Genomic DNA, 26,711 nt, shown 5'->3' on the forward strand with positions numbered 1-26,711 from the left:
CGCACGCCTTTTTCCGGTCCGCCAAGCGCTCCGGGCCAAATGTTCCGGAATAGCGCCAAGGCGGTGCCAAATAGGGGTAAGGGGCGGCACCTTATAATCGATAACGGTTGGAAGGCACGTCAATTCTCATGATTTGCCGATTGCCGGCGCAACCTTTGGATCGCTTCCGGACCGGGTGCCGTGGCTGGGAGGCCAAGCGAACGGTATTGCTGCAACTGCGAAAAAGCCCGCCGGCGGAGCGAAAAAGCCCCGCCGGCGTCTTGTCCCACACCCAGGACAATGACCGAGCACCGGTGCGGAAGCCGTCCCTTACGGCCCGTCGTACCGCACCACCTGCTGGTCGATGGCGCCGAACACGCTGGCACCAGCGGCGTCGAATAGCTCGATCCGCACCCGGTCGCCGAAGCGCATGAAGGGGGTCTTCGGCGCGCCATGCTCGATGGTTTCGATCATCCGAAGCTCGGCAAGGCAGGAATAGCCGACGCCGCCGGCATCGACCGGCTTGCCGGGACCGCCGTCCAGCTTGTTCGACACCGTGCCCGAGCCGACGATGCTGCCGGCCGCCATATGGCGGGTCTTGGCGGCATGCGCGATCAGGGTCGGGAAGTCGAAGGTCATGTCGACCCCGGCATCCGGCTTGCCGAAGGGCTCGCCGTTCAGCGTCGTCACCAGCGGACGGTGCAGCTTGGCGCCGTCCCAGGCCTCGCCCAGCTCGTCCGGCGTCACCGCGACGGGGGAGAAGCTGGAGGCCGGCTTGGACTGGAAGAAGCCGAAGCCCTTGCCAAGCTCCGCCGGGATCAGGTTGCGCAAGCTGACGTCGTTGACCAGCATCAGCAGCCTGATCTGCCCGCGCGCCGCCTCGGCCGAAACGCCCATCGGCACGTCGCCGGTGATGACCGCGATCTCCGCCTCGAAATCGATGCCCCAGGCTTCGGTCGCCGCCAGGATCGGGTCGGTCGGTGCCAGGAAGCTGTCGGAACAGCCCTGATACATCAGCGGGTCGGTCCAGAAGCTGGGCGGCATCTCGGCACCGCGCGCCTTGCGGACCAGCTCCACATGGTTGACGTAGGCCGACCCGTCCGCCCACTGGTAGGCGCGCGGCAGCGGCGAGGCCGCCAGCGCCGGGTCGAAGGGCCGGCCGGAGGACGGATCGGCGTTCAGCGCGCGATAGGCCTCCTCCAGCTTCGGCGCCAGCGCCGTCCAGTCGTCCAGCGCCGCCTGCAGGGTGCGGGCGATCTCCGGCACCGGGACGGCGCGGGTCAGGTCGCGCGACACCACGACCAGGGTGCCGTCGCGCCCGCCCGCCTTCAAACTTGCCAGCTTCATTCGTCTCTTCCCTTCCTCGGAATTCAGCGTCCGGCGGCTTTCTGGCCGCTCATTTCGCTTTCCAGCTGTCGGCGTAGCCGCCCCATTCGACACCGTCCATCGCCTGATAGACGTCGAGCGGATCGCGGGTGTCGATCATCACCGCGACCTCGTCGGTCTCCTTGCGTTCGAACTTCTGCGCCACCTCGTAGGCCTTCGGGTGCGGCCCGTGCGGGAAGCCCGAGGGGTGGTAGGTGACCATGCCGGGATGGATGTTGTCGCGCGAGAAGAACTGGCCGCGGTGATAGAACAGCACCTCGTCGAAATCCTCGTTCGAGTGGTAGTAGGGCAGCTTCAGCGCCTCCGGGTCCGACTCGATGGGACGCGGCACGAAGGTGCAGACGATGAAGCGGGAGGATATCCAGGTGCTGTGCGCCGACGGCGGCAGATGGTAGCGGTGGCTCATCAGCGGCCGGATGTCGCGCCAGTTCAGCCGCACCGGGGCGAGGTCGCCATGCCAGCCCACGGCATCCAACGGGTTGAACGGATAGGTCATGGCACAGAGCTGCCCGCGCTTCTTCACCCGCACCAGGGTCTCGCGCTCGTGCTTCTGCGCCTGGAAGGCATCGTCCAGCGCCGGGACGTCCAGCACCGCCGGATCGAAGATGGCATGGGTGCCGACCAGCCCCTTGTGCGGCAGCTTGTAGGCGTCGTTGGTGGCCTCCACCATCAGCACCATCACCGCCTCATCCGTCTCCAGCCGCCAGCAGGTGTTGCGCGGCAGCACGACATAGTCGCCCTCGCGTACCTCCAGATGGCCGTAATCGCAGAACAGGTGGCCGCCGCCCTGGTGGAAGAACAGCAGGTCGTCGCCGTCGGCGTTGCGGACGAGATGGTCCATCCTGCCCTTGAAGCGCCACAGCCGGACCTGGGTCGCCCCGTTGCCCATCAGGGCCGGCGCCTCCAGCGGGCAGCCGGGCATGGTGTCGACATGGTTCAGGTCGAAGGCGCGCGGCCGCAGCGGCCCGTCGAAGCTGGTCCAGCCGGTCGGCGGGTGGGCATGGTGCATCTGGGTCGCCGGGCCGAAGAAGCCCTCGCGTCCCATTTCGCGCTCGTAGGTGCCGGCGGGAAGCCGGACATGGGCCTGACGCGACGCGGTGCCCTCAACCTTCGGAAACGAAATCCAGTTCTTCATGGCGCTTCCCCACTCACTGCCGCCGGACGTTTCCGCATCGGGCGCCGGCAGGCTTGTTCCGTTGCCGCCATTTTAGTTTCGTTTGAAACTGTTGCAAGAGCCAAATTACAGCGCAGGATGGGGCACCCGCGACCCTCCCCACAGACGATGCGCCGCCGATGCCGCCTGCCCGCCGTTCCCGCACCGCTTCCGCCAGTTCAGCATCCGGCCAGACGGATTTGCCGGCGCTGCATCTGACGCGCTTCCTGCCCTACCGGCTGTCGGTGCTGGCCAACACGGTCAGCCACACGCTGGCCAAGCTGTACGAGAAGCGGTTCGGCATCACGATCCCGGAATGGCGGATCATCGCCGTGCTGGGCGGCGGCGAGACGATGAGCGCGGGCGAGATCGCCCAGCGCACGGCGATGGACAAGGTGCAGGTCAGCCGCGCCATCAGCCGCATGCTGGATTCGGCGCTGATCCTGCGCGAGTCGGGCGACACCGACCGGCGCAAGGCGCTGCTGACCCTGACGCCCAAGGCGCTGGCGATCTATGCGGAGATCGTGCCGATGGCGCTGACCTACGAGGAAGAGGTCACCGACGCCCTGTCGATCGACGAGCGGGCGCAGCTCGACACGCTGCTGTCGAAGCTCCAGGCCCGCGCCGACCAGCTCGCCACCCGTCCGGCGCCGGTTGGCGCGCAGGCAGAAGCCGCGGGCGAGTAAGGGAGCCGGTCAGGCCCCCTTCACCTTGTGCAGCGGCTGGCTGGTGCCGGCATCGACGCGGCCGCGGCCGGGTTCCTCCGCCTCCAGGGGCGCACAGGCGACCATGGTGGCGAGCGAGCGGCGGGCGAGGCGCTGGTATTCCTCCGTCCCCTCCGACTTCCAGGCGATCTCGTCGGGGCGCAGCTCGCGCATCACCTTGGCCGGCAGGCCGGCAACCAGCGTGCGCGGCGGCACGACGAAGCCGGCCTTGACGAAGGCCATGGCGGCGACGATGGACTCCTCGCCGACCTCCGCCCCGTCCATCACCACCACATTCATGCCCACCAGCGCGTTGCGGCGGACGACGCAGCCGTGCAGCACCGCGCCATGGCCGACATGGCCGTCCTCCTCGACGATGGCGTCATGGCCGGGGAAGGCGTGGATCGTGCAGTTGTCCTGAACGTTGCTGCCCCGGTGCAGGACGATCCGGCCGAAATCGCCGCGCAGGCTGGCGCAGGGACCGACATAGCAGCCGGGCCCGACGACCACGTCGCCGATCAGCACGGCGGAGGGATGGACGAAGGCGGTCGGATCGATCACCGGGATCACGCCGTCGATGGCGTAGACGGTCGGGCGCGGCAAAGTCGGAAAGGCGGTCGGGGCGGTCATGAGCGGGCGTTCCTCGGTGTCGTTGTTCGGCTGTCTTGTTCGGCTGTCTGCGGCCGATCTTTTGCCGCAAGGCTACACCGCCGCAGGCTGTACGCGATACTGATTTTCCGTCACAGTGAACATACCTGTATCGCTTCACTGGCCCCCTTGCCGGGAGCGATGGCAGGGCTTGATTGGTATCAAATGAAACTGTATCGTTGGCAACAATAACAATCCGCCAACGCGCCCAGTCCCGCCTTTCGGCGATCATTGTTTCCGGGGGAGGAAACGCCCGATGCACGCGACCTTCAGCTATCCGAAATACAGCTTCACACCCTCCGACGAACAGCGCACCGGCAGTGTCCGGCGCCATCCGGTGGTGATCGTCGGCGCCGGCCCGGTCGGGCTGACCGCGGCACTCGACTTCGCGCGCAAGGGCGTGCCGGTGGTGGTGCTCGACGCCGAGGACACCGTCAGCGTCGGCAGCCGCGCCGTCTGCTATGCCAAGCGCGCGCTGGAGGTGTGGGACCGGCTGGGCGTCGGCCAGCGCATGATCGACAAGGGCGTCGTGTGGAAGATCGGCAAGGTCTTCAACGGCGACCGCATGGTCTACCAGTTCGACCTGCTGCCGGAGCCGGACCACAAAATCCCCGCCTTCATCAACCTCCAGCAATATTACCTGGAGGATTTCCTGGTCGCGCAAGCCCGCAAGAGCGAGCTGATCGACCTGCGCTGGCTCTCGCGCGTCATCTCCGCCAAGCAGGAGGCCGACCATGTCGTGCTTCAGGTCGAGACGCCCGACGGCGTCCATGCGATCGAGGCCGGCTGGGTCATCGCCTGCGACGGCGCCAAGTCGTCGGTGCGCAAGATGCTGGGGCTGGAGTTCCAGGGCGAGGTGTTCAAGGACCGCTTCCTGATCGCCGACGTGGTGATGAAGGCCGACTTCCCGGCGGAGCGCTGGTTCTGGTTCGACCCGCCCTTCCACCGCAAACAGTCGGCCCTGCTGCACATGCAGCCCGACAATGTCTGGCGCCTCGATTTCCAACTGGGCTGGGACGCCGACCCGGAGGAGGAGAAGAAACCGGAGCGCGTCATCCCGCGCGTCCAGGCGATGCTGGGCGCCGACACGCCCTTCGAGCTGGAATGGGTGTCGGTCTACACCTTCCAGTGCCGCCGGCTGGACCGGTTCCGCCATGGCCGCATCCTGTTCGCCGGCGACAGCGCCCATCAGGTCTCGCCCTTCGGTGCCCGCGGCGCCAACAGCGGTGTGCCCGACGCCGACAATCTGGTGTGGAAGCTGGCGCTGGTGCTGGAGGGCAAGGCGCCGGACTCGCTGCTGGACAGCTACAGCGACGAGCGGGTGGCGGCGGCAAAGGAGAATATCCTGAACTCCACCCGCTCAACCGACTTCATCACGCCGAAGAGCGAGATGAGCCGCGTCTTCCGCGACGCCGTGCTGGAACTGGCGGTCGACCAGCCCTTCGCCCGCGCGCTGGTCAATTCCGGCCGCCTGTCGACCCCCACCACCTACACCGACAGCCCGCTGAACACGCCGGACGGCGACGGCTTCGCCGGAAGGATGGTGCCGGGCGCCCCGGCCACCGACGCGCCGGTGGAGCGTGACGGCCTGTCCGGCTGGCTGATGGAGGCGCTGGACGGCCGCTTCACCGTGCTCTACGCCGCAGGCGACGGGCGAGTTCCGGCAGAGGTGGCGGACGCGCTGGACGGCCTTGCCGCCGGGCCGCTGCCGCTGGTCTGGCACGCGGTGACCGACCGCCGCCGCGGCATCGCCGGGGAGCTGGTGGACAGCGCCGGCCGGCTGCGCGAGCGCTATGACCTGACCCCCGGCAGCGTCTATCTGATCCGCCCCGACCAGCACATCGCCGCCCGCTGGCGCCGCTTCGACGCCGCGGCGCTGTCCGCCGCGCTGGACCGCGCGGTCGGCCACGTGGTCAGCCGCTGATTTCCTGATTTTTTCGGAGCCCTTCCCATGGCCAAACTGATGACCGAGCAGCGCTTCGCCAGCCCGGACGACGTCTACCAGTTGCTGATCGACAGCCACCGCGATCTGACGCCCGAGCAGAGCACCCGGCTGAATGCCAAGCTGATCCTGCTGCTCGCCAACCACATCGGCGACGCGGAGGTTCTGGCCGAGGCGCTGCGCGTGGCGCGGCAGGGGATAGAGTAGAGGGAAAAGGTCAGGGAGGGGGCAGTCGTCAGCCGCCTCTTCCCCTCCACCTCCCCGCTGACGCCAAGCCCAGGATGGCGTACAAAGGCGCAAGAGCCCTTCCCTTGCGGAGACTGCGCCAGCCCATGATTCCCGCCATGACCCTGCGCCGCCTGTTCGCCCTGTTCTTCCTGCTGCTGTGCTGCGGTCCCGCCCTGGCCGAAGGTCTGACGCAGACGGCGCTGCCGATCCCGGCGCGCTTCCCCGACGGCACATCCGCCACGCTGGAGGCGATGCTGCTGCGGCCGGACGGGCCCGGCCCCTACCCCATCGCCATCCTCAGTCACGGCACGCCACGCGACGCGGCGGAACGGGCACAGATGACGCCGTTGCGCTACCTGCCGGAAGCACGCGAGTTCGCGCGGCGCGGCTGGGCCGTGGTGGCGGTGATGCGGCGCGGCTATGGCGGGTCGGACGGCCCCTACAGCGAAACGACCGGTTCCTGCAACAACCCGGACTATCTGCGCTCCGCCCGCCAGAGCGCCGAGGATCTGCGGCAGGCCATCCGCTATGTGGCGGCGCAGCCCTTCGCCGACGCCAGCCGCATCCTGGCGGTGGGCGTGTCGGCCGGCGGGCTCGCCAGCATCGCGCTCAGCGCCGATCCGCCGCCGGGGCTGAAGGCGGTCATCAGCTTCGCCGGTGGCCGCGGCTCCATCGCCGACAATCAGGTCTGCCAGGAGGACCGGCTGGTCGGCGCCTTCGGCACCATGGGCCGCACGTCGCGCGTTCCCACCCTGTGGATCTATGCCGAGAACGATCTGTTCTTCGGCCCCGACCTCGCCCGGCGCCTGTGGGAGGCCTTCACCCAGGCGGGCGGGCGGGCGGAGTTCATCGCCGCGCCGCCAAATGGCAAGGACGGGCATTCCTTCTTCAGCGCCGCCATCCCGCAATGGACGCCGATGGTCGACGGCTTCCTGACGAAGACCGGGCTGGCGCCGCGCGGCACGCCGATCACCGTCTCGCTGCCGGCACTCCCGCCGCCGTCGGAACTGTCGGCCACCAACCGGGCCAAATTCCCCGCCTATGTCGAAGCCGGCGGCAACAAGGCCTTCGCCGTCTCGCCCGACGGCGCCTTCGGCTGGAAGTCCGGCCTGCGCAGCCTGGACGAGGCGCAGAAGGGCGCCCTGGAAAACTGCATGTCGCACACCCAGAAGGGCTGCCGCATCGCCTATCTCAACGACCGGCCGTCCGGCGGTGCCGCCGACATGGCGGCTACCGCCCCAATGGCCGCCCCGATGGCTGTCGCGCCGGACGGGCCGCGCGGCACGCGCGTCAGGCTGGAGCCGCCGCCGGAGCTGTCCACCGCCGGACGCGAGAAGTTCGACGCCTATGTCTCGGCGGCCGGACGCAAGGCCTTCGCCGTGTCGCAGGACGGCGCCTTCGGCTGGAAGTCCGGCATGCCGAGCGAGGACGCCGCCCGCCGCGCCGCACTCGACAACTGCGCCAAATTCACCCGCCACACCTGCTATGTCGTCATCCTCGACGACCGGCCGCTGCGCTGAGGCAACTCCCTCGTCACCACAAATGAAAAGGCCCGTCCGGCATCCCGGACGGGCCTTTTTCACAACATCACCACGGGTCAGCGCGGGGCCAGCACCATGACCATCTGGCGGCCTTCGAGCTTCGGCATCTGCTCGACCTTCGCCAGCGCCTCCAGCTCGTCGCGGACGCGGACCAGCACATTCATCCCCAGATCCTGGTGCGCCATTTCCCGGCCGCGGAAGCGCAGGGTCACCTTGACCTTGTCGCCTTCCTCAAGGAAACGGCGCGCCGAACGCATCTTCACGTCATAGTCGTTGTCATCGATGTTCGGCCGGAGCTTGATCTCCTTGACCTCGATGATCTTCTGCTTCTTGCGGGCCTCGTTCGCCTTCTTCTGCGCCTCGTACTTGAACCTGCCATAGTCGAGGATTTTGCAGACGGGCGGTTCCGCCTGGGGAGCGATCTCGACCAGATCGAGACCGGCATCCTCGGCAGCCAGCAAAGCATCGCGCAACGACACCACCCCGATCATCTCGCCATCTGCACCGACGAGACGGACGGAACGAGCCGAGATCTCCCGGTTAACCCGCGGGCCATCGCGGGTCGGGGCGGCTTCGGACGGGATCCTGGCTATGGACGCTTCTCCGTGGTCTGAAACCACGTGGAAGCCGGCCGTCCAGAGGAGCGGCCGGCGGCGTCACGCGGTCTGTTAGAATGGCGAATCGGTCACGGTCTCGCCGGCGGGCGATTTCGCAACCTCAAGCAGTTTATCAACCGCCGCGTCGAGGGCAAGAATTTCCTGATCCTTGCCACCCAGCACGCGGAGCGCGACCGTACGCTCTTCGGCCTCACGCTTTCCAACCACCAGCATCAGCGGCACCTTCTGCAGGCTGTGCTCGCGGACCTTCAGGTTGATCTTCTCGTTGCGGGTGTCGAGTTCGACGCGCAGGCCCTTGCGCTTCAACAGCTTGGCCACTTCCTCGGCATAGCCGTCGGCCTCGCTGGTGATGGTGGCGACCGTCACCTGGACCGGCGACAGCCACAGCGGGAACTTGCCGGCGTAATGCTCGATCAGCATGCCGATGAAGCGCTCCATCGACCCCAGGATCGCGCGGTGCAGCATGATCGGACGATGGCGGGCGCCATCCTCGCCGATATAGCTGGCATCGAGTCGTTCCGGCAGGTTCGGATCGTACTGCAAGGTGCCGCACTGCCAGGTCCGGCCGATGGCGTCGGTCAGGTGGAACTCCACCTTCGGGCCGTAGAAGGCGCCCTCGCCGGGCAGTTCCTCATACTCCAGCCCGGCATCGCGCAGCGCCTGAGCCAGCGCCCCTTCGGCCCGGTCCCACAGCTCATCGGCGCCGGTGCGGACGTCCGGACGCAGCGCCAGCTTCACCGAGATCTTGTCGAAGCCCAGATCCTTGTAGACGCCGAGCTGCAACTTGAAATACTCGGCCGCCTCGCTCTGCACCTGATCCTCGGTGCAGAAGATGTGGGCGTCGTCCTGGGTGAAGGCGCGCACGCGCATGATGCCGTGCAGCGCACCCGACGGCTCGTTGCGGTGGCAGGCGCCGAACTCCGCCATGCGGATCGGCAGGTCGCGGTAGGAGCGCAGGCCGTGGCGGAAGATCTGGACGTGGCCGGGGCAGTTCATCGGCTTGATGCCCAGCAGCTTCTCGCCGCCGTCGGCCTCCACCTTGAACATGTTGTCGCCATACATGTCCCAGTGGCCCGACGCCTTGAACAGCGAGCTGTCGATCAGCTGCGGCGTCTTCACCTCGACGTAGCCGGCCGACTTCAGCTTGGTGCGGATGTAGTTTTCCAGCGTCTGGTAGAGCGTCCAGCCCTTCGGATGCCAGAAGACCGAGCCGACCGCCTCTTCCTGGACATGGAACAGGTCGAGTTCCTTGCCCAGCTTGCGGTGGTCGCGCTTCTCCGCCTCCTCGATCTGGTGCAGGTAGGCCTTCAGCTCCTTCTCGTCGCGCCAAGCGGTGCCGTAGATGCGCTGGAGCATGGGGTTGCGGCTGTCGCCGCGCCAATAGGCGCCGGCCACCTTCATCAGCTTGAAGCCCTGGCCGACCTTGCCGGTCGTCATGGCGTGGGGGCCGCGGCACAGATCCAGCCAGTCACCCTGGCGGTAGATCGACACCGGCTCGCCCTGCGGGATCGCCTCGATCAGCTCGGCCTTGTAATGCTCGCCGAGCTTCTTGAAATAGGCGACCGCCTCGTCGCGGTCCCAGACCTCGCGGACGATGGGGATGTCGGCCCCGACGATCTCGCGCATCTTCGCCTCGATCTTCTCCAGATCCTCGGGCGTGAACGGCTCGTCGCGCGCGAAGTCATAGTAGAAGCCGGTGGCGATCGACGGGCCGATGGTGACCTGCGTGCCGGGATAGAGCTTCTGCACCGCATCGGCCAGCACATGGGCGGCGTCGTGGCGGATGACCTCGAGAGCGTCGCCGTGGTTGCGCGTGACGATCTCGATCTTGGCGTTGGTGGTGACGGTGGTGGTGAGGTCCTTCACCGTGCCGTCGATCTTGACGGCAAGCGCATCTTTGGCCAGGCGCGAACCGATGGACTGGGCAATCTCGAGCCCCGTCACCGGCCGGTCGAACTCCCGCACGCTGCCGTCGGGCAGCGTGATGGCGATGTTGGACGTCACCGAAGTCACCATTTACTAGTGTTGGTCTCACCCGCATCGGGTGCCCGGACTTGGCCGGGAACGCGAAATTTCCATCGCCGCGTGGGGGAATGTCAAGCGCGGTGGCGGAAATCAAGGGTGTGGACAGACCAACGCTGCATTGCCGCCACAACCCGGCATCGGTCCCATGTGGACACCTGCCCTCGCCCTCACTCCGGCTTCCGGCTCAGCCGCGGTTCGCCGAACAGATAGCCCTGGCCGAAGTCGAAGCCGGTGTCGAGCACCTCGACCAGCTGGTTCTCCGTCTCGATCTTCTCGACGATCAGGTCGATGCCTTCGGCGGCGCAGCGGTGGCGCAGTTCGCGGATGCGCCCGGCATTGGCGGGATCCAGCACCAGCGCGCGGTCCAGCTTGATGCAGCGGAACTCGTGGCGCAGCAGCCGGTCGAGGTCGATGGCGAGGTCGGTCACCTGATCCATCGAGAAGCGGAAGCCCAGCCGCGCCAGCTGCGACAGGATGCCCATCGTCACCGCCCCGCCCGCGCTCACGGCATGCTGGCTCAGCTCGAACACCAGCTTGGGCACCAGGGCGTGGTTCTGCGCCATCATGTTCAGGAACTGGCGCATGAACTCCGCATCGGCCAGCGTTGCGGCGGAGATGTTGGCGAAGAAGCCGATGGCGTGCTGGCGCCGTTCCGTCTCGCGGATCAGCTGTACGCAACGCACCAGCTGCAGATTGTCGATGGTGGCGATCAGCCCCTCGCGCTCGGCGATGTCGAGATAGCGGTCGGGCATGATCTGCTGCCCGTCGGCTGCCCGCACGCGCGAGAACACTTCATAGAAGCGATGCTTGCGCTGGGGCAGGCTGACGATGGGCTGGAGATAGACGTCGATGCGGTCGGCCTTCAGCGCGTCGCGCACCGCCTCCAGCACCGCCGCATCGTCCATCGGGGCCGGCGCGGCGGGAATGGGCACGGCAGAGGGCGCTGCGGACGGCGCGGGACGGCGCTCCGCACTGGCGGCCGGCGGCCGGGGAGCACGCCGCTCGGTCAGGCGGGCGACCAGCGACTGCAGAAGCTTCACCTCCTGCATCACCGCATCGTACCGCACCCCGCCGTCCGTCTGGGCGCCGGGATCGGCCGCGAGCCGCCGCTCCAGCAGCAGGGCCAGCTCCTCCACCCGGTCGTTCAGGCGGGCGATGCGGCGGGCGGCCTTGCGTTCACGCTCCAGCCGCGTCACCGCCTCATGGACCAGCGCGCCGGCCAGCACCACCAGCGCGCCCACCAGCCACGCCACCAGCGGGTCGGCCTCCGGACGCAGCGCCCACAGCGCCGCACCGGCCGAACCGCCGGCGATCAGGTAGGCCAGCGCATAGACGAGGTGCGTCAGCAGGGTCATCATGGGAACCAGGGTGGTGGGCACCGCCCTGGTCGGGACGGCGGTACCGGGGCGGAAGTCGGCGGTCAGGGCCTTCACGGGTTCGCAGCCTCCGGCAGGAGCATGATGCGGACCTTGCGGGGGTTCCAACCGTGGGACCCACTGTCGGGACACCCGCTTGACGATCCGTTAATGCTACGCCGCCGCCGGCTCCGCCCTGCGCGGAATCAGCGGTGATCCACCCCCACCGCGTCGGCCACCGACCGGAAGCCGTCGCGGCGCAGCAGCTCCGCCAGTTCGCGGCGGATGCGGTGGACCACTGCCGGTCCGGCATAGACCATCGCCGAATAGAGCTGCACCAGCGAGGCGCCGGCCCGGATCTTGGCATAGGCGTCCTCTCCGGTCGCGACACCGCCGACGCCGACGATGGGCAGCTTGCCGCCGGTCAGCGCATAAATCTCGCGCAGGACGGAGGTGGAGGCCTCGAACAGCGGACGGCCGGACAGGCCGCCGGCCTCGCTGCGCATCGCCGCCGGGATGCTGTCGGGCCGGGCGATGGTGGTGTTGGAGACGATCAGCCCGTCGATGCCGGACTCCAGCGCCACCGCGGCGATGTCGCTCTTGTCCTCCACCGTCAGGTCGGGGGCGATCTTCAGCAGCAGCGGCGGATTGCGGGTCAGGCCGCAGGACGCCCGCGCCTCCAGCACCCGTTCCAGCAGGGCACGCAGCGGGTCGCGGCCCTGAAGCGCGCGCAAGCCCGGCGTGTTGGGGGAGGAGACGTTGACGACCAGATAGTCGGCCAGCGGCGCCAGCCGGCGTAGGCCGATCACATAGTCGTCGGCGGCGTCCACCGTGTCTTTGTTCTTGCCCAGGTTGGCGCCGACGATGCCGGGCGCCCGCTTGGCCGAGTCACGGCGGCGCTCCAGCCGCTGGGCGAAGGCCTCCAGCCCCTCGTTGTTGAAGCCCATGCGGTTGATCACCGCGCGCTGCTCCACCAGCCGGAACAGGCGGGGGCGCGGGTTGCCGGGCTGGGGCCGCGGGGTGACGCTGCCGGGCTCGACGAAGCCGAAACCCAGGTTCAGCATGGCGTCGACCACCTCGGCATTCTTGTCGAAGCCGGCGGCCAGCCCGACCGGGTTGGCGAAGTCCAGCCCCCACACGCGGGTGTGCAGCGCCGGCTCGTCCCTGCCGCGGGCCGGCGGGACCAATCCGGACTTCAGCGCCTTGATGGTCAGGCCATGCGCGGTCTCAGGGTCGAAGCGGAACAGCAGCGGCCCGGCAAGCGGATAGAGGTCGATCACGGAACGAGGTCCTGAAGGGTGAAGGGAAAGCCGGCCGGGAAGACATGGCGCCCGTCCGGTCCCAGCGGCAGCGGATCGACCCGCAGCGCGGCGTCCACCGGCAGCGGCCCGTAGAGGTGCGGAAACAGCTGTCCGCCGCGCGACGGTTCCCAGCGCAGGGCGTCGCCCAGCCGGTCGGCGTCCACCGTCAGCAGCAGCAGGCCGTCCTGGCCGGCGCGGTGCTTGGCGGCACTCTCCACCACCTGTGCGGCGGTCGAGAAATGGATAAAGCCGTCCTGGACATCCTGGGACGAGCCGGGATAGCGGCCGGCCGGGCGGGCGGCGTCCCACTCGTCCGCACGGCACATGTGGTGAATGATTCGGTCGGTCATGACGGTCGGACACTAACGCAATGCATGCCCAGCGGCCAGAGACCTCGAAGCCGCAGCTTGGCGGTAACAGGTCCCATCTCGCGGATCGCGATTGATGGCACAACGCAAGATCGACTCCCCGATTGCAATTCCGCACGCTTCGCGCGTTGCATTTTGCAAAGCACACTCGAAACTATTCGGCATTTTGCGGGTATTTTTGAAATTCGGCGGCGGCATTCGCCATCGGATTATGGGCATTGCCCGCTCAACCCCCCGCGAATCCCCTGGAATTCCTGGATTTGGACCGCCTCGGGCGGTTGGCACCGCTTTTGCTGTGACAGAAGCAAGTCAACGGAGGATCCGCCATGAACGCCATCTCCATGAGCCTGCTGAAGAAGACCTCGTCCTGCGAAACGGATCTGGGCGCGTCGGTCACCGCCATGGGCGCGCTGTGCGAGCCGGGTCAGACCGCGGTGCCGCTGAAGCCTAGCGCCACCATGCTGGCGGCCGGGGCGCGGGCCGGCGGCGTGTCGGTCGAAATCGCCTGGAAGATCTACCAGTCGATGATCCACCACGCCGACTGACCCGCCCTCTCGGTCAGCGCCGTCCGCCTTCGAACGGCATGAAGCCCGAATCGAGCTTGGTCTCTATCCGCAGCAGATGGTCGGTCAGACGCTGCTCGACATCCTTGAGCGTCGCGAAGGAGACATAGGTCTTCGCGACCTCCAGCTTGTATGCGGCAAGGCTCTCGCGCACCTGCGCCTGGGCCTCCTCCGCCCGGTTGCGCAGATCGTCCAGCGCGCTGTCCGCATCCTTGCGCACCCGCGCGATCAGCCAGAACAGCCCGCCCAGCGCCGGCAACTCGACGGCGGTGATCCACCAGGCGAGATCCAGGCCTGCGGTCAGGGATTCATGCATTGGGGTCTCCCGTTCGTGTGGGTGTGGAAACGACTCAAAGCTCCCAGTCCGCAGGGGCCACCACAGCCGCCGCACCGCGCCAGTCTGGGCGGCGGTCGGGTGGCGTGGTGCTGCGGTCGAAGCGGTACGGTTCGGCGCCCAGGCAGCCGGCCACCGCGTCCAGCCCGTCGTCGGGCCCGCGGTAGCGGCCATCCGGGCGCCAGTCGCGCATTTCGCGGATCAGCGGCGTCTGCCAGACCTGCCGGTGGGCCAGCAGGCGGCGGTCGGCCAGCAGGGCGTCGAAAGCCTTGATGATGCGCGCCGCCTTGGGCGTGCGGCTGTTCTGCTCGACCACGCCTGCGGCCAGCCGGTCATCGCGCAGCCGCTTGCGCAGCAGTCCGGGCAGGAAACGGCCGAGACCGTTGATCTCGATGTGAACCGCCGGCAGATGGTTGTCGGCCAGGAAGCGGGAGACCTGCATGCATTGCTGGTCGGCCTCCGTCTCCTCCGCCCTGGGGTCGACGGACAGATACAGCACGCGATGCAGGTAGAAGTGCTCGTTCTCCCCGGCGAAGACGGCGGCGACCACGCTGCCGTCGCCGCCTTTGGACCTGCCGTCCCCCTCCCCCGCCGGCCGGGCGAAGGCCGGATCCCACCAGCAGGTGGCGGAGACCATCTTCACCCCGTCCAGCGTCAGCACCGCGCGCCCCAGCGTCTCGCGATACTCCAGCTCCGCGTCGTAGCGGCCGAGCTTTTCGACATTCAGCACCCCGTCGGTGACGCTGACCGGGCGCAGCAGCATCTGGCTGGTGAACTTGTTGGGACCGGTCGATTTGCGGATGCGGGCGACATGCGCCTCGCCGAAGCGCTCCTTCCAGGCGTAGCTGCGGTTGCCCTCGGCATCCTCGGTGTAGACCGGCAGGACCAGCCGCTCGAACCCGTCCAGGAAGGGCGGGCTGCCGTCGTCGCTCTCCTCGGCATAGAGGCTGTCCTGCGCATGCGGCGTGCCGACATAGAGCTGCGCCCCGCCCGGCACCAGCACATACTCCAGCTCCGACAGCCGCTCGCGCAGGGCCGCGCGCTTCACCGCGGTGTCGGCGTTGCGCGGCACCTCCACGTCGTCGCAGATCACCACGTCGGCGCGGCTGCCGGTGATGTTGCCGCCGATGCCGGCCGCTGCCATCGACGGGTCGCGCAGTTCCATCGGCCGCACCACGGTGAAGCGGTCGGCCGCCCATTGGTCCCGCACCGATGAGGGCGGCTTCAGGTGGCTGCAATCGGGATGGCGTTCCAGGATGCGCTTGACGTTGCGCACCATCTTCATCGCCAGCTTCAGGTCGGCGGCCAGCACCAGCAGCCGCCGGTTGGGATCGCGCAGCAGCAGCCAGGCCGCGAACAGCCCGACCAGCGTCGATTTGCCCGACCCGCGGAAGGCCATCAGCAGCATGCGCCGGCTCTGCCCGGCTATATGATCCTCCAGCCAGCCAGCCATCCGCGCATGGTGGGCGGGGGTCTTCAACTCCACCATGGCGTTCCAGCCCTGGACGAAGGCGCGGAAACCGTCATCGTCCTTTTCCTTCATGGATTCCGCCCCAGAATGTGCCAGCCGGCGCCGTTCGACATCGCCGTCACCGCATGGCCCTGCGCGGTCAGCGCGATGGCCTCGCTGTCCGGCCCGCCGCCACCGGCCTGGGTGACGGTGACGCGGTTGCCGCCGGTGTCGGACTTCTTGATGGTGACCGTGCGGCCGACCGCATGCGGGGCCGAGGGCGCCGGCAACCGCACCTCGACCGCCCCGTTCCAGGCGCTGACCAGATAGAGCTGCTGGTTCAGGTCCGGTTCGAACAGGCCGGGAGCCTCGTGATAGCGGGCGTTGCCGGGCGGGTTGTTGCCGGCGACGATCCACCAGCCGGCCCCGTTCGACACCAGCGTCGCGAAGTCGTACCGGTTGCCCAGCGACAGCACCCGCCCGTCCGGCCCCGGCCCGCCGGTCTCGGTCACTGTGAGCGGGTTGGTCGACGCATCGGTGCGCTTGATCGTCACCGCATGGCCGTTGGCGTCCTCGGCCTTGGGGAGCCGCAACTCCACCGCCCCGGCATAGGCGCTGGCCAGATAGACGGAACTGGTCAGGTCCAGCGCCACCGCCCCGCCCCCGGCCGGCTCCACATATTCGGTGTCGTAGCGCAGCGCCTCCACCACCAGTTCAGTGATGCGGCTGCGCTGAAGCCGGTTCTTCTCCGGATAGCCGGCATTGACCGCGGTATAGCGCCCGCCCGACCGGTCGAGGATCGCCGGACCGGCGGCGGCGGAGAACAGGTTGACGATTGCCGTCTCCACCGACCCGGCATCCAGCTGCAGGTTCGGCAGGGCGCCCAGCGATTCGGCGTAGAAATTCACGATCAGCGTCTTGTCGGTGACGGCGCCGACACGGAAACAGGCTTCCGCCTCGGGCCACAGGTTGGCCTCGCAGTCGAAGAAGGCGTTGTTGAAGCGCCCCTGCTCGACGAAGAAGCCGCAGCCGCTCATCGGCGCCGACAGCGAATAGACCCGCACGGCCTGGAAGCGGTTGGCGTTCGGCGTGTCGCCCGCCCCCGTCCGCGTCAGCCACACCCCATGGCGCGACGGCCGCGCCACCAGCACGCGGGCGATGTTGTTCCAATAGCAGGGTAGATTCGGGTCGGTATAGCCATCGAAGACCAGCCCCACCTCCGGCTCCCAGAATGTCAGGTCGGTCAGGCTGTTCTGCACGCAAGGACCGTCACGCCCGAACAGCCGCACCCCGGCCCGGCCCTGCTCCAGCCGCAGACCGGACAGGGTGGCGTAGCCGTCCGGCAGATGGATCAGGTCGAAGCCGTTCGACGCCCCCCGGATCACCGACGCCTGCCCCGCCCCATACAGCGTCTGGCCGTGGCCGAGCGTCAGCGTGTTGGCGATGCGGTAGCTGCCCGGCGGCACGAACACCGCACGGGCCGAGGTCAGCGCCGCCTGCAAGGCCAGCGTGTCGTCGACCAGCCCGTCGCCCACCGCGCCGAAATCCTTCACCGACACGAAATCGGCCAGCTTGTCGCGCACCGGCCGGGCCGTGGCCCCGGCCCCCGGCGGCACATAGGTCGCCAGCGCCTCCTCGTCCACCGGCGGGCGGATCGTCGGGTTGCCGGCGCTGTCGAAGGCCAGCAGCTTGCCCTGGCGCAACCCCCGCTCCGGCAGCAGGGGGGAGGCCGGCAGGTCGCTGTCGCCATAGCGCAGCATCAGCTCCTGATCGCCCGCCACCTGCTGGAGCATGGCCGTCAGCCGGTCCAGCTCGCCATTGAGGGCGGCGGCGGGCAGCGGCCCGCTCTCGCCGAAATCGCTGCGCCGTTCGATGGGCAGCCGCCGGCGCAGCAGCACGACGGTCCCCTCGGCCGGTGCGGCGGCGAAGGTCACCGCGCCGCCCGCGGTCGCACCGGCTTCGCTGACCGCATAGCCGGTGCTCTGGAGCGCCGCGCCCAGGAAGACCTGGAGATCCTCGCCGGCAAAGATCGGAAACGGGTAGGTAAAGACCCGCTGCATGCCGTCTGCGAGATACTGGACGCGCGGGGTTCCGCGCGGGATGAGAAGCGGCGTGGACATCGGGGGGTCTCCGGGCGGTGGAGCCGTTCCTCAAAAGAACTTGCTCATGTATTCCAGTCGCTGACGGTCGGCGAGTTGCGACAACTCCAGCAGGTTGCGGCGCTTGGCATCGTCCAGCCCCTGCTGGATGGCGGCGCGCTTCAGCTGGTCCGTCGCCTGGGCGTCCTTGCGCTCGGTTTCGCTGGAGTTGGTCAGCCCCAGCAGGATCGCCTCGCCCGACCCGTCCTGGGCGGTGACGCCACGCGCGCCCAACCCGGCACGGGTCTTGCTGACCGCCTGGCGCAAGGCGGCCAGCCGGCGCTGTTCGGCAGCATCCGCCGCGGCGGTCAACTGGGCGAGCTGGGTCTGCGCGTCGGTCTCCCTGGCGCGGACGGTCTCCTCCTGGCCGGCGCGCAGCTGGGCCAACGTCTGCTCCTGGGCTCCGCGGAAATCGTCCATCTCCTTGGCCCGCGCCGCCGCCGCGGCAGCCGTCGCGGTTTCGTCCTTCTGGCGCTGAAGCTCCTGCTCCTGTTGACGCAACTCGGCGTCATGCGCCCACTGGCGGGCCTGCGCCTCGGCCTCCAGCTGGGCCTGCTGCTGGCGGGCGGTCGCCGCGGCCTGGGCGTTGCGCTCGGCCGCCGCCGTCTCCTCGCGGTATTTCTGTTCCAGCGCCGCCTGCGCGGCTGCGGCCTGCGCCGCATCCTGCTGGCGCTTGTAGTCGAGTTCAGCCGCGGCCTGCTGGGCGGCGGCCTGTTGGGCTGCGGCACTGGACTGGCCAACAGTGGATTGGCCAGCAGTTGCATTGCGCACGGTGCCGATGACGGAGTTCGCCAGCGGCAGGGCCGTGGTCACGAGGGGAGTGATTCCACCCATCAGTCATTCACCTTCAGTTCCATGGTCACGGAAAGCAGCGTGAAAGGCAGCGGCGCATCCTGTTCGATGCGCCACAGCGGGACATCGGTGTCGTGGCGCCAGCCGAGCGCCCGCACCCGGCGGTCGCCCGACACCCGCGGCGGCACCCCGCTGGCCGGTTGCGGCCCCAGCCGGTGAAGCGGAAGTTCCTGCAACCCGCGCCCCAGATCGACGCGCAACGCCGCCGTCTCCTCCAGCCGGAAGGTGACGGCGACCAGCCGGACGATGTCGGCCCCGGCCGCCTGTCCCAGCAGGTTGGGCGGCAGCGGTTCGATCCGGTGGGTGTAGGGCAGTCCGATCTCGACCTTGCGCGCCGGCGGGTCGAGCGTGACGCTGCCGGCCTGGACGGTGGCGGGGTTGCGGATCACCCCGTCGGCGACGACGGCGACCGTCCGTCCCTCCAGATGCGCCAGCCCGCTCCAGACGGCGGTTGCCTCACCCCGCTCCGCCGTGACGGCGGTGTCGAGGTTCAGCGCGTCGTCGAACCGCTCGACCGTCCACACCCCGCGCCGCTCGACCAGCGTGTAGACCTCGTCTCCCACCGCGGCGACGGAGCGCACCGCCCCGTCGGTCTCCAGCAGGGTCCAGGCGGTGACATCCTCCGCCCGGTAGGCGGTCAGCGCCCCCAGCGTGCCGTCCTCCATCGCGACGAACAGCAGCCGGCGGTTCTGATCGTAATCCTGGTCGCGCGGGCCGGCCATCAGGTGGCGGGCCAGCAGGGCGAGGTCGTTCGCCTGATAGGCCGCCTCGGTGTCGGTGTAGAGGAACTCGCGGATTTCGCGCCGGTTGCGCGGCACGAACAGCGTCGCCCCCTCGACATCGCGAGGCGGGATGGCGCGGTCCATCGGCGAGCCGATGCGCGTCTGCCGGTTGACCTGCATGCTCTGCGGGGTCAGCGGGTCGCCGGTCACCATATACTCGGCGCCCGAGGTGAAGACCTGCAGATGCCGGCCGGAGAAGACGGCGCGCACCGCATTGACCTGATCGGACAGGATGCCGAACTCGATGGCCTGATCGTCCAGCCCCTCGCCCAGATCGAAATTCCAGATCTGGGCGGACCGCGACAGCCACAGCCGGTTGGGCAGGTCGCGTGACCCGCCGATCACCAGCCGGTCCTGATGGAAGGCCGCCGACACCGGCCAGCCGCGATGGACCGAGAAGGCCTGCTCTTCCCACTGCGTCGTCGGCTGGGTGTCGGCCAGCGCCTCCTTCACCGTGGCATTCACCTGCGTCGCCGACACCACGCCGGTCACCAGCAGCTGCTTGCCCTTGATGCGGATCCGGGTGCCGTCCTGGCGCGGATCGAAGACGGGAGCCGACGCGGTGACCGTGATCGCGCCGCCGGTGCCGGACGGCGTCAGCGTCACCGCCGGATCGCCGAAACGGTGGAAGGGGACGCGCACCAGCTCGCCCTCGACCGCGAAGACCCAGTCCGACAGCGTCCACCCACCATCGTCGCCGCGCGTCAGCTTGCGCGGTGGCAGGTCGGGATGACAGACCAGCAGCGTGTCGGCGCTCTGCGTCCAGGTGATCTGCGCCAGTTGCGTCAACGTCCAGGGGGCGGCGACCGACGCCAGCCGGGTGCCACCCTGGAACACGTCGATCCAACGGTCGGTGAAGACCAGCAGATAGGTCTGCTCGGCATTGCGCTCGAACGCCACCAGCCGCCCGTCGCCACGCGCCAGCGCGGTGAAGGCGAGCCCCGACCGCCGCGTCACCCCGCCGGTCGGGTCGATGAACAGGTTGCGCAAAGCCAGCGCGCCGTTGTCGTAGGCCTTGAGGTCGCCGCGCCCGAGCAGGCGGCGCGACACCTCACCGGCGGTGAAGTTGGTCTTGACCTGATGCAGCCGTCCCATCACGCCCTCCCCGTCAGGCTCGCGCGTCGATCAGGGTGAAGTCCTCGAAGCCGGGCTGGCTGTCCTGCTGGGCGTCGATCTGGCGGGCGCGGCGGAATTCGCTCTCGGCCTGCTGGGCCAGCAGTTCAGCCCGCGTCGAGCTTTCGGTCAGCGGCAGGCAGAACTCGGCAGCCAGCCGGGCGATCAGCGCCTGGTCGAAGAAGGCGGGGAAATCCTCCTCCGCCGGGCGGCCGATGTAGGACAGGGTGACGGTGCCGGCATCGCACAGCAGCGTGCGGCCGACGATGCGGTAGGACAGGCCACGCCCCCGCCCCCCGCCGCCCGCTCCCAGCGCCCGCAGGAAGCCGGCCGGCAGTTGGAAGGCGCAGGCGTAATCGGCGACCGGCGGCTCGGCCAGCCGCGGCAGCGTGGCCTGCACGCTGGCGAAGCTCCAGGCGTTGGCCGACAGCAGCGCATCGCGCGTCGGCCCGTAAAGCGCGGCGGCCACCTCCGCCTCGGCGGAGCCGTCTTCGAAGGAGGCGATGGCGGTGGCGCCGAGCTTGATCAGCGCACGGCCGCACAGGCCGATGGCGGTCAGGGCCATGGACATGTCTCCGGGTAGCGGGCATGGAGCGGAAGGCGAGCGGGAGGCGCCGTCGGTGCGGCGCCCTTCCCTTCGGCGGATCAGTCGCTGTTGACGCCACCGAACGGCGTCAGGTTGGCGACGTCGACCGCCCCGCTGGCGCTGGCCGCCACCACCAGCACGCCGGTGGCGGGGGTGGCGCTGCCGACCGCGCAGTTGGCCAGCAGCATGTCGCCCACCCGCAGCAGGTCGGCCGCCGCGTTGAAATAGCCGGCGGTATCGACGTCGGTCGCCACGTCATGGGTGGTGTAGTGCCAGAGCGTGAAGCCGTTCGCATAGGCGAGCACGCTCAAATCCTTGGACGCATAGGCCATGGATCGAAGACTCCGTAAATAAGGGCTGGGACATAGCTCGCGACACGCCGGGTCAAGGAATTCGGCCAGCAAGCTACGGTGCATCGGAAGTGCTGGGCCGCCTTCAGCGTGTGGGCTTCGTCACGGAGAACATGAAGACAGCAGCAAGAGGGAGGGGCATGGAACTTGGTGCCCAGTCCAGAAAACCCTGCTTTATGCCTTGATGATATAAGTGGTGATCAGACTCGGCTGCGTGTTGTTGTGCTCCTGTCCACCACCGACGCTGCTGGTGGCGGACGACGAAACGTTGGACGTGGCGTAAGGATCCTCGCTGCCCGCCCCGCGCGTGCCGGACGACGGCAAGACATAACCGGCGTGCGGATAGACTGCGTGATAGTGATTGGGCATCTGGGCTTGCGTCAGTGTGTGCGTCTCGGCGCCGCCCGATGCCCCGAGCGTGTTTCCGGCAATGTGGGAGCCTGCGAAGGTCAGCCGGTTGGCGGCCGTCCCTCCCATATCGTCCTTGCCGACGGGAACGCGTCCGCGCAGGTCCGGCAGGTTGAAGCTGGTCGTGCCATTTCCGGCACCGAACGCCGTGCCAAGAACAGCGAACAGATCGCTGTAGGTCGTGCGGTCGACTGCGCTGCCGTCACACAGCAGATAGCCGGCTGGCGCGATGGCGCCGCCGAAAGCCAGAAGGGCACCGGTGGGGACAAGGCAGGAACAGGTCGTCATGAAAGCTCTCCATAAGTGGATTGAACGGGTTGAGGCTGGGCACCGGACGCCACATAAGGACGGGAGCGGACACGGCTGACTTGGCCAATGCCGTCCACCTCAAACGCCAAATCGTGATGCGGGCGAGTTTCGCCTGGGTCTTGGCAGTTTCCGATCGAGGCCGCCGGAACGGGGACGGAGGCGGGCCAGACATCGCCTCACACCGTGGCGGCTTCAGTGCCTGAAAGGATGCTCACCCTCCTCCGTTCAGTTCTCCAGGCAGCGCAGGGTGACCACGCCGCTGGTGTCGATCAGCGCGGCGCCCTGGCTCATCATGTTGTTGACGAAATGTGCCGCACGGTCGCCGTGCCAGGTGATGTCGGTCTTCACGTCGGCACCCGCCGCATGACCGACCGCCGTCTTGTGGTACCAGTGACAGAGCCGGACGTTGCCGCTCAGCGTCAGGCCGGAATGCGGCAGCCACAGCGTGCCGAGCCAGCGCTTGGCTTGGGTGCCGCGCCAGGGCAGCTCGTCGGAGCCGACATAGTCGGCGCTGGCGAACTCCTCGATGCCCAGCAGCTGGCTCCACTGCTTCCAGCCGACGACGGCATAGCGCTGGCCGTCGTCCGGCACGTCGGCCTCGCCCATCATCTCGAAGGCCGTCAGGATCTTGGCCTTGGTCAGCCCGTCGGCGGCGCTGCCGGCGTAGTTGACGGACCTGTTCAGCTCGGCGATCAGCAGCTCGTCGGTCTTGCGGCCCAGCGCGTAGGCGCCGGCATTGGCGATGATCTGCCGCTCGTCGATGTTGGTCTTCAGCTCGTCCAGCCGGTCGACCCAGTCGCCGGCATAGAAGTCGTACAGCGCGCACTCCACCGGCGTGTGGTCCAGGTTCATCACCGGAACCGCGCCGTGGCGCGACTTGGTGGCGGCGGCGCCCTTGCCGACCTTCTGGAAGACGGTGGAGGCGCCCTGCACATTGTTCTTGCCGCGCACGGTGTTGCGCAGCTTGGAGCCCATGCGCTGGTAAGCCTCATGGACCTCGCGCTCGAACTGCTTGACGAATGCCTGGGCGATGCTCGTCGACATAGGGAAAATTTCCTTTCGCGTTCCTGCGGATCCCGCGGGGACCATGGCGGGGGGATTCGTTCCGCCACCCGGTTGTCGGGGGTGCGTGCAGGACGCAGCGCCGGCCGCGGGCGAAACGCGAAAACAAAAAGGGCCGGCCGGACTTCGGGAGTGTCCGGCCGGCCCTTTTCGGACCGAAGCGAGGGGGGAGCTTAGGTGCTGTCGGGCGTTAGGTCCGGGGGCGGACCCGTCGCCTTGACAGGGTTGGTTTTAGGATTTTATGCGGCAGCGATCAAGGACTATTTTCATAAAACTGCCGGCCGGCGACTGTCTTGCCGCCGGGAGCCTCAATGCCGGACCGGCCCCGCCACCCAATGGCTGACGATGGTCTCCGCCTGGGCCGGCGGAATCTCCGGATGGTGGTAGCGGTAGACGGTGACCGCCGCCTCCAGCGCATAGCGCTCCGGCTGGCCGCAGCGGCACAGGCCGGAGTAGCAGCGCTGCACCGCATCCCGGCAGGCGATGGCCTCGGCGATGGGCTGGTCGGCCTCGGGGAAACGGGGATCGGTCATGGACGCTCCTCCTCATCCCGGGCGCCGTCGGCCGCGTCGTCCAGCGGCACCCCGTAGATTTCAAGCCGGTGGCCGACGATCTTGTAACCAAGCTCGTGGGCGATCCGCTCCTTCATCGCCTCCAGCTCCGGGCTGGCGAATTCGATGATCCGGCCGGTGCGGGTGTCGATCAGGTGATGGTGGTGGTCCGCCGTCGCCTCTTCATAGCGGGCGCGGCCGTCGCCAAGGTCGACGCGCTCGATCACCTGCGCGTCCTCCAGCAGCCGCATGGTGCGGTAGACGGTGGCGATGGAGATGCGCGGGTCGATCTGCACGGCGCGGCGATGCACCTCCTCGACGTCGGGGTGGTCGTCCGCCTCCGACAACACCTGTGAGATGACGCGACGCTGGCCGGTCATCTTCAGGCCCTTTTCCATGCACAACGCTTCCAGACGCGACGTCATAACCCCAACCCTGGTCTTTGCTTGCCGATGCCCCCATCATACTGAAAACCGTTCGCAATCCCAGAGCGGTTTCGCAGCGGCGTGAAGTCGTCACCCCGCCGGCCGTCCAGGCGTGCCGGCCAACAGGCCAACACTCAAGACGGCCAACACTCAAGACGGAGGACCCACCAGAATGCCCCGCACCCTGTCCCTCACCCCGGCCCTGCTGCTCGCCGGCCTGTCGCTGGCTGCCGCTCCGGCCCTGGCCCAGCAATCCACTCCCCCGACGGCCCCGACACCCGCTCCCGCCGCCCAGGCCGCCGTCGCCGACGCGCAGGGCAAGCCGCTGGGCACCGTCACCTTCACCAAATTCCCGCACGGCATCCTGGTGCATGGCCAGCTGGAAGGGCTGCCGCCGGGCTGGCACGGCATCCACATCCACGAAAACGGCGCCTGCACCCCCGACTTCAAGGCGGCCGGCGGCCATTTCGCCGCCCAGGGCGCCAAGCACGGGCTTGAGGCGGAGCACATGCATTACGGCGAGCTGCCCAACATCTGGGCCAACGAGGCCGGCAAGGCCGGGTTCGAGGCGATCACCCACATGGTCACCCTGACCGACGGTGCCGACGGCCTGTTCAAGCAGGGCGGCACCTCGATCGTCGTCCACGCCCAGCCCGACGATTATCTCAGCCAGCCGGCCGGCAATTCCGGCGACCGTCTCGCCTGCGGCGTGATCAAGAAGCCGTAAGCCTCCACAGACGGCATCGGGGCGCGGCGATATGCCGCAAGAGGGCGGAGCCGGTCCGCGCCCCTTTCGTGCCGCCAAGCCTCCGCCTGTTCGGGCGAACCGGCAGGGCGCACCCCTGCCGCGCGCCGAGTTTGCTTGCCAAATCAAGCCACCGGCCCTATCTGTCCAGGGTCGGACGGCGCCCGGCGCCGCGCAAACCCGTGCAGGCACCCGATCGCCCGCCGCCCGACGGCTCCGCGCCAACCCGCCGCGGAGCGCGCAAGCCCGGCCGCTCCCTCCTGGCGCGGCCCCCATTTTGGTGACCAGGACCATCACTTCCATGACCGAATTTTCCGGCCTCGGCCTGATCGAGCCTCTTCTGCGCGCCGTCGCCGAGGAAGGCTACACCACGGCCACGCCGATCCAGGCCGGCGCCATCCCGCTTCTGCTGGCCGGCCGCGACATGCTCGGCCTCGCCCAGACCGGCACCGGCAAGACCGCCGCCTTCACGCTGCCGATCCTGCAGCGGCTGTTCCAGAACAAGAAGCGCGTGGCCGCCAAGTCGCCGCGCGTCCTGATCCTGACGCCGACACGCGAACTGGCGCTGCAGATCGGCGACAGCTTCACCACCTACGGCCGCCATCTGCCGATCCGCCGCACCGTCATCCACGGCGGCGTCGGCCAGAGCCCGCAGGTCTCCGCCATCGCCCGCGGCGTCGAGGTGCTGATCGCCACCCCCGGCCGCCTGCTCGACCTGATGGCGCAGAACCACGTCAACCTCGGCACCATCGAGTTCTTCGTCCTCGACGAGGCCGACCGCATGCTCGACATGGGCTTCATCCGCGATGTGCGGAAGGTGGTCGCGGTGCTGCCGAAGGAGCGGCAGACCCTGCTGTTCTCCGCCACCATGCCCGACGCCGTGGTGGACCTTGCCAACAGCATCCTGACCGATGCCGAGCGCATCGAGGTGACGCCGCAGTCGACCACGGTGGAGCGCATCAACCAGCGCGTCCTGTTCGTCGACCGCGCCGACAAGCGCCGCCTGCTGGCCGATCTGCTGGAAGATTCGACGATGGCCCGCACCATCGTCTTCGCCCGCACCAAGCATGGCGCCGACCGCATCGCCGACCATCTGAAGAAGGCCGGCATAACCGCCGACGCCATCCACGGCGACAAGTCGCAGTCGGCCCGCGTCCGCGCGCTGGAGAGCTTCCGCAACGGCGAGCTGCGGGCGCTGGTGGCGACCGACATCGCCGCGCGCGGCATCGACATCGACGGCATCAGCCACGTCATCAACTTCGACCTGCCGAACGAGCCGGAAAGCTACGTCCACCGCATCGGCCGGACCGCGCGTGCCGGCACCGACGGCAGCGCCGTCTCCTTCTGCGACCATGAAGAGGTCGGCTATCTGAAGGACATCGAGAAGACGATCCGCCAGCCGATCCCGGCCGACACCACCCACCCCTACCATGCGGTGGAGGTGGCGCAGATCCACGCCTCGTCCAAGCCGCCGCCCCGCCCCAAAGCGCCGGGCAGCAACCGCAACCAGAACAACCGCAACCAGCAGCAGGCCCGCCCCGCCGCGCCGAAGGCGGCGCCCAAGGCTGCCCAGCAGCCCGCCAAGGCACCGCAGAAGGCCGGCAAGCCGGCCGGCCCGCGTCCGGACGCCGCCCGCAACGACCAGAACCGCCACGACCGCCGCCCGGCCCCGCACGCCGTGTCGCATGGCAACAGCCATGGCAGCGGCAGCGGCAAGCAGGCGCCGCGTGCGGCCGGCACCCCCGGCGGCAACACCCCGATGCGGCGCAAGCCCAACGCCGCCTGACCCCGACAGC

The 26,711-nt window shown here is 68.5% G+C and carries 26 protein-coding genes; 7 read left to right on the forward strand and 19 right to left on the reverse strand.

The annotated features are described in order from the left end of the window. Positions 1–309: 309 nt before the first annotated feature. Together ABNQ39_RS09865 and ABNQ39_RS09870 are read right to left on the reverse strand one after the other, a co-directional pair. Positions 310–1,326 (reverse strand): fumarylacetoacetate hydrolase family protein, encoded by a 1,017-nt coding sequence (locus tag ABNQ39_RS09865; RefSeq protein WP_376957318.1) that lies wholly within the window; start codon positions 1,324–1,326, stop codon positions 310–312. Between the two features lie 49 nt (positions 1,327–1,375). Beyond that, positions 1,376–2,500 carry a homogentisate 1,2-dioxygenase gene (locus tag ABNQ39_RS09870; RefSeq protein ID WP_376957320.1) on the reverse strand — a complete coding sequence of 375 codons (1,125 nt, stop codon included), beginning with the start codon at positions 2,498–2,500 and terminating at the stop codon, positions 1,376–1,378. A gap of 158 nt (positions 2,501–2,658) precedes the next feature. Here ABNQ39_RS09870 and ABNQ39_RS09875 point away from each other — a divergent pair, with 158 nt between their 5' ends. Next, complete coding sequence (locus tag ABNQ39_RS09875; protein ID WP_376957322.1) at positions 2,659–3,204, forward strand: MarR family winged helix-turn-helix transcriptional regulator; 546 nt, start codon at positions 2,659–2,661, stop codon at positions 3,202–3,204. A gap of 9 nt (positions 3,205–3,213) precedes the next feature. Here ABNQ39_RS09875 and ABNQ39_RS09880 read toward each other — a convergent pair whose 3' ends face one another. Continuing rightward, positions 3,214–3,852 carry a transferase hexapeptide repeat family protein gene (locus ABNQ39_RS09880; protein ID WP_376957324.1) on the reverse strand — a complete coding sequence of 213 codons (639 nt, stop codon included), beginning with the start codon at positions 3,850–3,852 and terminating at the stop codon, positions 3,214–3,216. Positions 3,853–4,126: 274 nt separating this feature from the next. On the opposite strand from ABNQ39_RS09880, the gene ABNQ39_RS09885 reads away from it, so the two are divergent. The 3 genes from ABNQ39_RS09885 (at position 4,127) to ABNQ39_RS09895 (ending at position 7,560) form a co-directional block, all read left to right on the forward strand. Continuing rightward, positions 4,127–5,794, forward strand: a complete 1,668-nt coding sequence (locus ABNQ39_RS09885; RefSeq protein ID WP_376957326.1) for an FAD-dependent oxidoreductase — start codon at positions 4,127–4,129, stop codon at positions 5,792–5,794. Positions 5,795–5,821: 27 nt separating this feature from the next. After that, positions 5,822–6,019, forward strand: coding sequence for a DUF2783 domain-containing protein (locus ABNQ39_RS09890; protein ID WP_109445456.1), 198 nt, complete (start codon positions 5,822–5,824; stop codon positions 6,017–6,019). Positions 6,020–6,144: 125 nt separating this feature from the next. Next, on the forward strand, positions 6,145–7,560 hold the full coding sequence (locus ABNQ39_RS09895) for a CocE/NonD family hydrolase (RefSeq protein ID WP_376957329.1): 1,416 nt from the start codon (positions 6,145–6,147) through the stop codon (positions 7,558–7,560). A gap of 77 nt (positions 7,561–7,637) precedes the next feature. On the opposite strand, the gene infC is transcribed toward ABNQ39_RS09895, so the two are convergent. From infC to ABNQ39_RS09920, 5 genes are all read right to left on the reverse strand, one after another. Further along, positions 7,638–8,165 (reverse strand): translation initiation factor IF-3, encoded by a 528-nt coding sequence (gene infC, locus ABNQ39_RS09900; protein ID WP_109490724.1) that lies wholly within the window; start codon positions 8,163–8,165, stop codon positions 7,638–7,640. Between the two features lie 84 nt (positions 8,166–8,249). Continuing rightward, entirely contained in the window at positions 8,250–10,214 is a 1,965-nt protein-coding gene (gene thrS / locus ABNQ39_RS09905; protein WP_376957333.1) for a threonine--tRNA ligase, read from the reverse strand. A 176-nt stretch (positions 10,215–10,390) separates the two neighbouring features. Further along, on the reverse strand, positions 10,391–11,656 hold the full coding sequence (locus ABNQ39_RS09910; protein WP_376957335.1) for an EAL domain-containing protein: 1,266 nt from the start codon (positions 11,654–11,656) through the stop codon (positions 10,391–10,393). A 128-nt stretch (positions 11,657–11,784) separates the two neighbouring features. Then, positions 11,785–12,858, reverse strand: coding sequence for a quinone-dependent dihydroorotate dehydrogenase (locus ABNQ39_RS09915; RefSeq protein ID WP_376957337.1), 1,074 nt, complete (start codon positions 12,856–12,858; stop codon positions 11,785–11,787). After that, entirely contained in the window at positions 12,855–13,229 is a 375-nt protein-coding gene (locus tag ABNQ39_RS09920; protein ID WP_109048020.1) for a DUF952 domain-containing protein, read from the reverse strand. Before ABNQ39_RS09920 ends, ABNQ39_RS09915 begins: the two co-directional genes overlap by 4 nt. Before the next feature lie 344 nt (positions 13,230–13,573). Here ABNQ39_RS09920 and ABNQ39_RS09925 point away from each other — a divergent pair, with 344 nt between their 5' ends. Then, positions 13,574–13,792, forward strand: a complete 219-nt coding sequence (locus tag ABNQ39_RS09925) for a hypothetical protein (RefSeq protein ID WP_376957339.1) — start codon at positions 13,574–13,576, stop codon at positions 13,790–13,792. A 13-nt stretch (positions 13,793–13,805) separates the two neighbouring features. On the opposite strand, the gene ABNQ39_RS09930 is transcribed toward ABNQ39_RS09925, so the two are convergent. From ABNQ39_RS09930 to ABNQ39_RS09980, 11 genes are all read right to left on the reverse strand, one after another. After that, entirely contained in the window at positions 13,806–14,126 is a 321-nt protein-coding gene (locus ABNQ39_RS09930) for a hypothetical protein (RefSeq protein ID WP_376957341.1), read from the reverse strand. Between the two features lie 34 nt (positions 14,127–14,160). Continuing rightward, the gene (terL, locus tag ABNQ39_RS09935) at positions 14,161–15,687 is read right to left on the reverse strand and encodes a phage terminase large subunit (RefSeq protein WP_376957343.1); all 1,527 of its coding nucleotides are present in this window, start codon (positions 15,685–15,687) and stop codon (positions 14,161–14,163) included. Next, positions 15,684–17,714 (reverse strand): glycosyl hydrolase family 28-related protein, encoded by a 2,031-nt coding sequence (locus tag ABNQ39_RS09940; RefSeq protein ID WP_376957345.1) that lies wholly within the window; start codon positions 17,712–17,714, stop codon positions 15,684–15,686. The genes terL and ABNQ39_RS09940 overlap by 4 nt, the downstream gene beginning before the upstream one ends. 30 nt (positions 17,715–17,744) lie before the next feature. Next, a complete protein-coding gene (locus ABNQ39_RS09945) occupies positions 17,745–18,566 on the reverse strand; it encodes a hypothetical protein (protein WP_376957347.1) in 822 nt (273 codons plus the stop codon). Beyond that, entirely contained in the window at positions 18,566–20,461 is a 1,896-nt protein-coding gene (locus ABNQ39_RS09950; RefSeq protein WP_376957349.1) for a hypothetical protein, read from the reverse strand. Before ABNQ39_RS09950 ends, ABNQ39_RS09945 begins: the two co-directional genes overlap by 1 nt. A gap of 13 nt (positions 20,462–20,474) precedes the next feature. Beyond that, the gene (locus ABNQ39_RS09955) at positions 20,475–21,044 is read right to left on the reverse strand and encodes a hypothetical protein (protein ID WP_376957351.1); all 570 of its coding nucleotides are present in this window, start codon (positions 21,042–21,044) and stop codon (positions 20,475–20,477) included. Between the two features lie 80 nt (positions 21,045–21,124). Continuing rightward, positions 21,125–21,397, reverse strand: coding sequence for a hypothetical protein (locus ABNQ39_RS09960; protein WP_376957353.1), 273 nt, complete (start codon positions 21,395–21,397; stop codon positions 21,125–21,127). 192 nt (positions 21,398–21,589) lie between these two features. Continuing rightward, entirely contained in the window at positions 21,590–22,111 is a 522-nt protein-coding gene (locus tag ABNQ39_RS09965) for a phage tail protein (RefSeq protein ID WP_376957355.1), read from the reverse strand. Between the two features lie 246 nt (positions 22,112–22,357). Continuing rightward, entirely contained in the window at positions 22,358–23,176 is an 819-nt protein-coding gene (locus ABNQ39_RS09970; protein WP_376957357.1) for a phage capsid protein, read from the reverse strand. A 326-nt stretch (positions 23,177–23,502) separates the two neighbouring features. Next, complete coding sequence (locus tag ABNQ39_RS09975) at positions 23,503–23,727, reverse strand: hypothetical protein (protein WP_174471113.1); 225 nt, start codon at positions 23,725–23,727, stop codon at positions 23,503–23,505. Further along, positions 23,724–24,170 carry a Fur family transcriptional regulator gene (locus ABNQ39_RS09980; RefSeq protein ID WP_376957359.1) on the reverse strand — a complete coding sequence of 149 codons (447 nt, stop codon included), beginning with the start codon at positions 24,168–24,170 and terminating at the stop codon, positions 23,724–23,726. Before ABNQ39_RS09980 ends, ABNQ39_RS09975 begins: the two co-directional genes overlap by 4 nt. Before the next feature lie 172 nt (positions 24,171–24,342). Here ABNQ39_RS09980 and ABNQ39_RS09985 point away from each other — a divergent pair, with 172 nt between their 5' ends. Both ABNQ39_RS09985 and ABNQ39_RS09990 read left to right on the forward strand, forming a co-directional pair. Beyond that, positions 24,343–24,897, forward strand: a complete 555-nt coding sequence (locus ABNQ39_RS09985; RefSeq protein ID WP_376957361.1) for a superoxide dismutase family protein — start codon at positions 24,343–24,345, stop codon at positions 24,895–24,897. A 319-nt stretch (positions 24,898–25,216) separates the two neighbouring features. Further along, a complete protein-coding gene (locus ABNQ39_RS09990; RefSeq protein ID WP_376957363.1) occupies positions 25,217–26,701 on the forward strand; it encodes a DEAD/DEAH box helicase in 1,485 nt (494 codons plus the stop codon). Positions 26,702–26,711: the final 10 nt, after the last annotated feature.

This window comes from Azospirillum sp. A26, assembly GCF_042604635.1.
GTDB lineage: Bacteria > Pseudomonadota > Alphaproteobacteria > Azospirillales > Azospirillaceae > Azospirillum > Azospirillum palustre.

What these genes read in the sequence shown, in the direction of transcription:
- ABNQ39_RS09945 (WP_376957347.1), bottom strand. Translation starts at nt 18,566, where the DNA reads ATGGGTGGAATCACTCCCCTCGTGACCACGGCCCTGCCGCTGGCGAAC.
- ABNQ39_RS09875 (WP_376957322.1), top strand. Translation starts at nt 2,659, where the DNA reads ATGCCGCCTGCCCGCCGTTCCCGCACCGCTTCCGCCAGTTCAGCATCC.
- ABNQ39_RS09890 (WP_109445456.1), top strand. Translation starts at nt 5,822, where the DNA reads ATGGCCAAACTGATGACCGAGCAGCGCTTCGCCAGCCCGGACGACGTC.
- ABNQ39_RS09985 (WP_376957361.1), top strand. Translation starts at nt 24,343, where the DNA reads ATGCCCCGCACCCTGTCCCTCACCCCGGCCCTGCTGCTCGCCGGCCTG.
- thrS (WP_376957333.1), bottom strand. Translation starts at nt 10,214, where the DNA reads ATGGTGACTTCGGTGACGTCCAACATCGCCATCACGCTGCCCGACGGC.
- ABNQ39_RS09975 (WP_174471113.1), bottom strand. Translation starts at nt 23,727, where the DNA reads ATGACCGATCCCCGTTTCCCCGAGGCCGACCAGCCCATCGCCGAGGCC.
- terL (WP_376957343.1), bottom strand. Translation starts at nt 15,687, where the DNA reads ATGAAGGAAAAGGACGATGACGGTTTCCGCGCCTTCGTCCAGGGCTGG.
- ABNQ39_RS09950 (WP_376957349.1), bottom strand. Translation starts at nt 20,461, where the DNA reads ATGGGACGGCTGCATCAGGTCAAGACCAACTTCACCGCCGGTGAGGTG.
- ABNQ39_RS09960 (WP_376957353.1), bottom strand. Translation starts at nt 21,397, where the DNA reads ATGGCCTATGCGTCCAAGGATTTGAGCGTGCTCGCCTATGCGAACGGC.
- ABNQ39_RS09865 (WP_376957318.1), bottom strand. Translation starts at nt 1,326, where the DNA reads ATGAAGCTGGCAAGTTTGAAGGCGGGCGGGCGCGACGGCACCCTGGTC.
- ABNQ39_RS09970 (WP_376957357.1), bottom strand. Translation starts at nt 23,176, where the DNA reads ATGTCGACGAGCATCGCCCAGGCATTCGTCAAGCAGTTCGAGCGCGAG.
- ABNQ39_RS09955 (WP_376957351.1), bottom strand. Translation starts at nt 21,044, where the DNA reads ATGGCCCTGACCGCCATCGGCCTGTGCGGCCGTGCGCTGATCAAGCTC.
- ABNQ39_RS09870 (WP_376957320.1), bottom strand. Translation starts at nt 2,500, where the DNA reads ATGAAGAACTGGATTTCGTTTCCGAAGGTTGAGGGCACCGCGTCGCGT.
- ABNQ39_RS09925 (WP_376957339.1), top strand. Translation starts at nt 13,574, where the DNA reads ATGAACGCCATCTCCATGAGCCTGCTGAAGAAGACCTCGTCCTGCGAA.
- ABNQ39_RS09965 (WP_376957355.1), bottom strand. Translation starts at nt 22,111, where the DNA reads ATGACGACCTGTTCCTGCCTTGTCCCCACCGGTGCCCTTCTGGCTTTC.
- ABNQ39_RS09930 (WP_376957341.1), bottom strand. Translation starts at nt 14,126, where the DNA reads ATGCATGAATCCCTGACCGCAGGCCTGGATCTCGCCTGGTGGATCACC.
- ABNQ39_RS09895 (WP_376957329.1), top strand. Translation starts at nt 6,145, where the DNA reads ATGATTCCCGCCATGACCCTGCGCCGCCTGTTCGCCCTGTTCTTCCTG.
- ABNQ39_RS09880 (WP_376957324.1), bottom strand. Translation starts at nt 3,852, where the DNA reads ATGACCGCCCCGACCGCCTTTCCGACTTTGCCGCGCCCGACCGTCTAC.
- ABNQ39_RS09885 (WP_376957326.1), top strand. Translation starts at nt 4,127, where the DNA reads ATGCACGCGACCTTCAGCTATCCGAAATACAGCTTCACACCCTCCGAC.
- ABNQ39_RS09920 (WP_109048020.1), bottom strand. Translation starts at nt 13,229, where the DNA reads ATGACCGACCGAATCATTCACCACATGTGCCGTGCGGACGAGTGGGAC.
- ABNQ39_RS09990 (WP_376957363.1), top strand. Translation starts at nt 25,217, where the DNA reads ATGACCGAATTTTCCGGCCTCGGCCTGATCGAGCCTCTTCTGCGCGCC.
- ABNQ39_RS09980 (WP_376957359.1), bottom strand. Translation starts at nt 24,170, where the DNA reads ATGACGTCGCGTCTGGAAGCGTTGTGCATGGAAAAGGGCCTGAAGATG.
- ABNQ39_RS09940 (WP_376957345.1), bottom strand. Translation starts at nt 17,714, where the DNA reads ATGTCCACGCCGCTTCTCATCCCGCGCGGAACCCCGCGCGTCCAGTAT.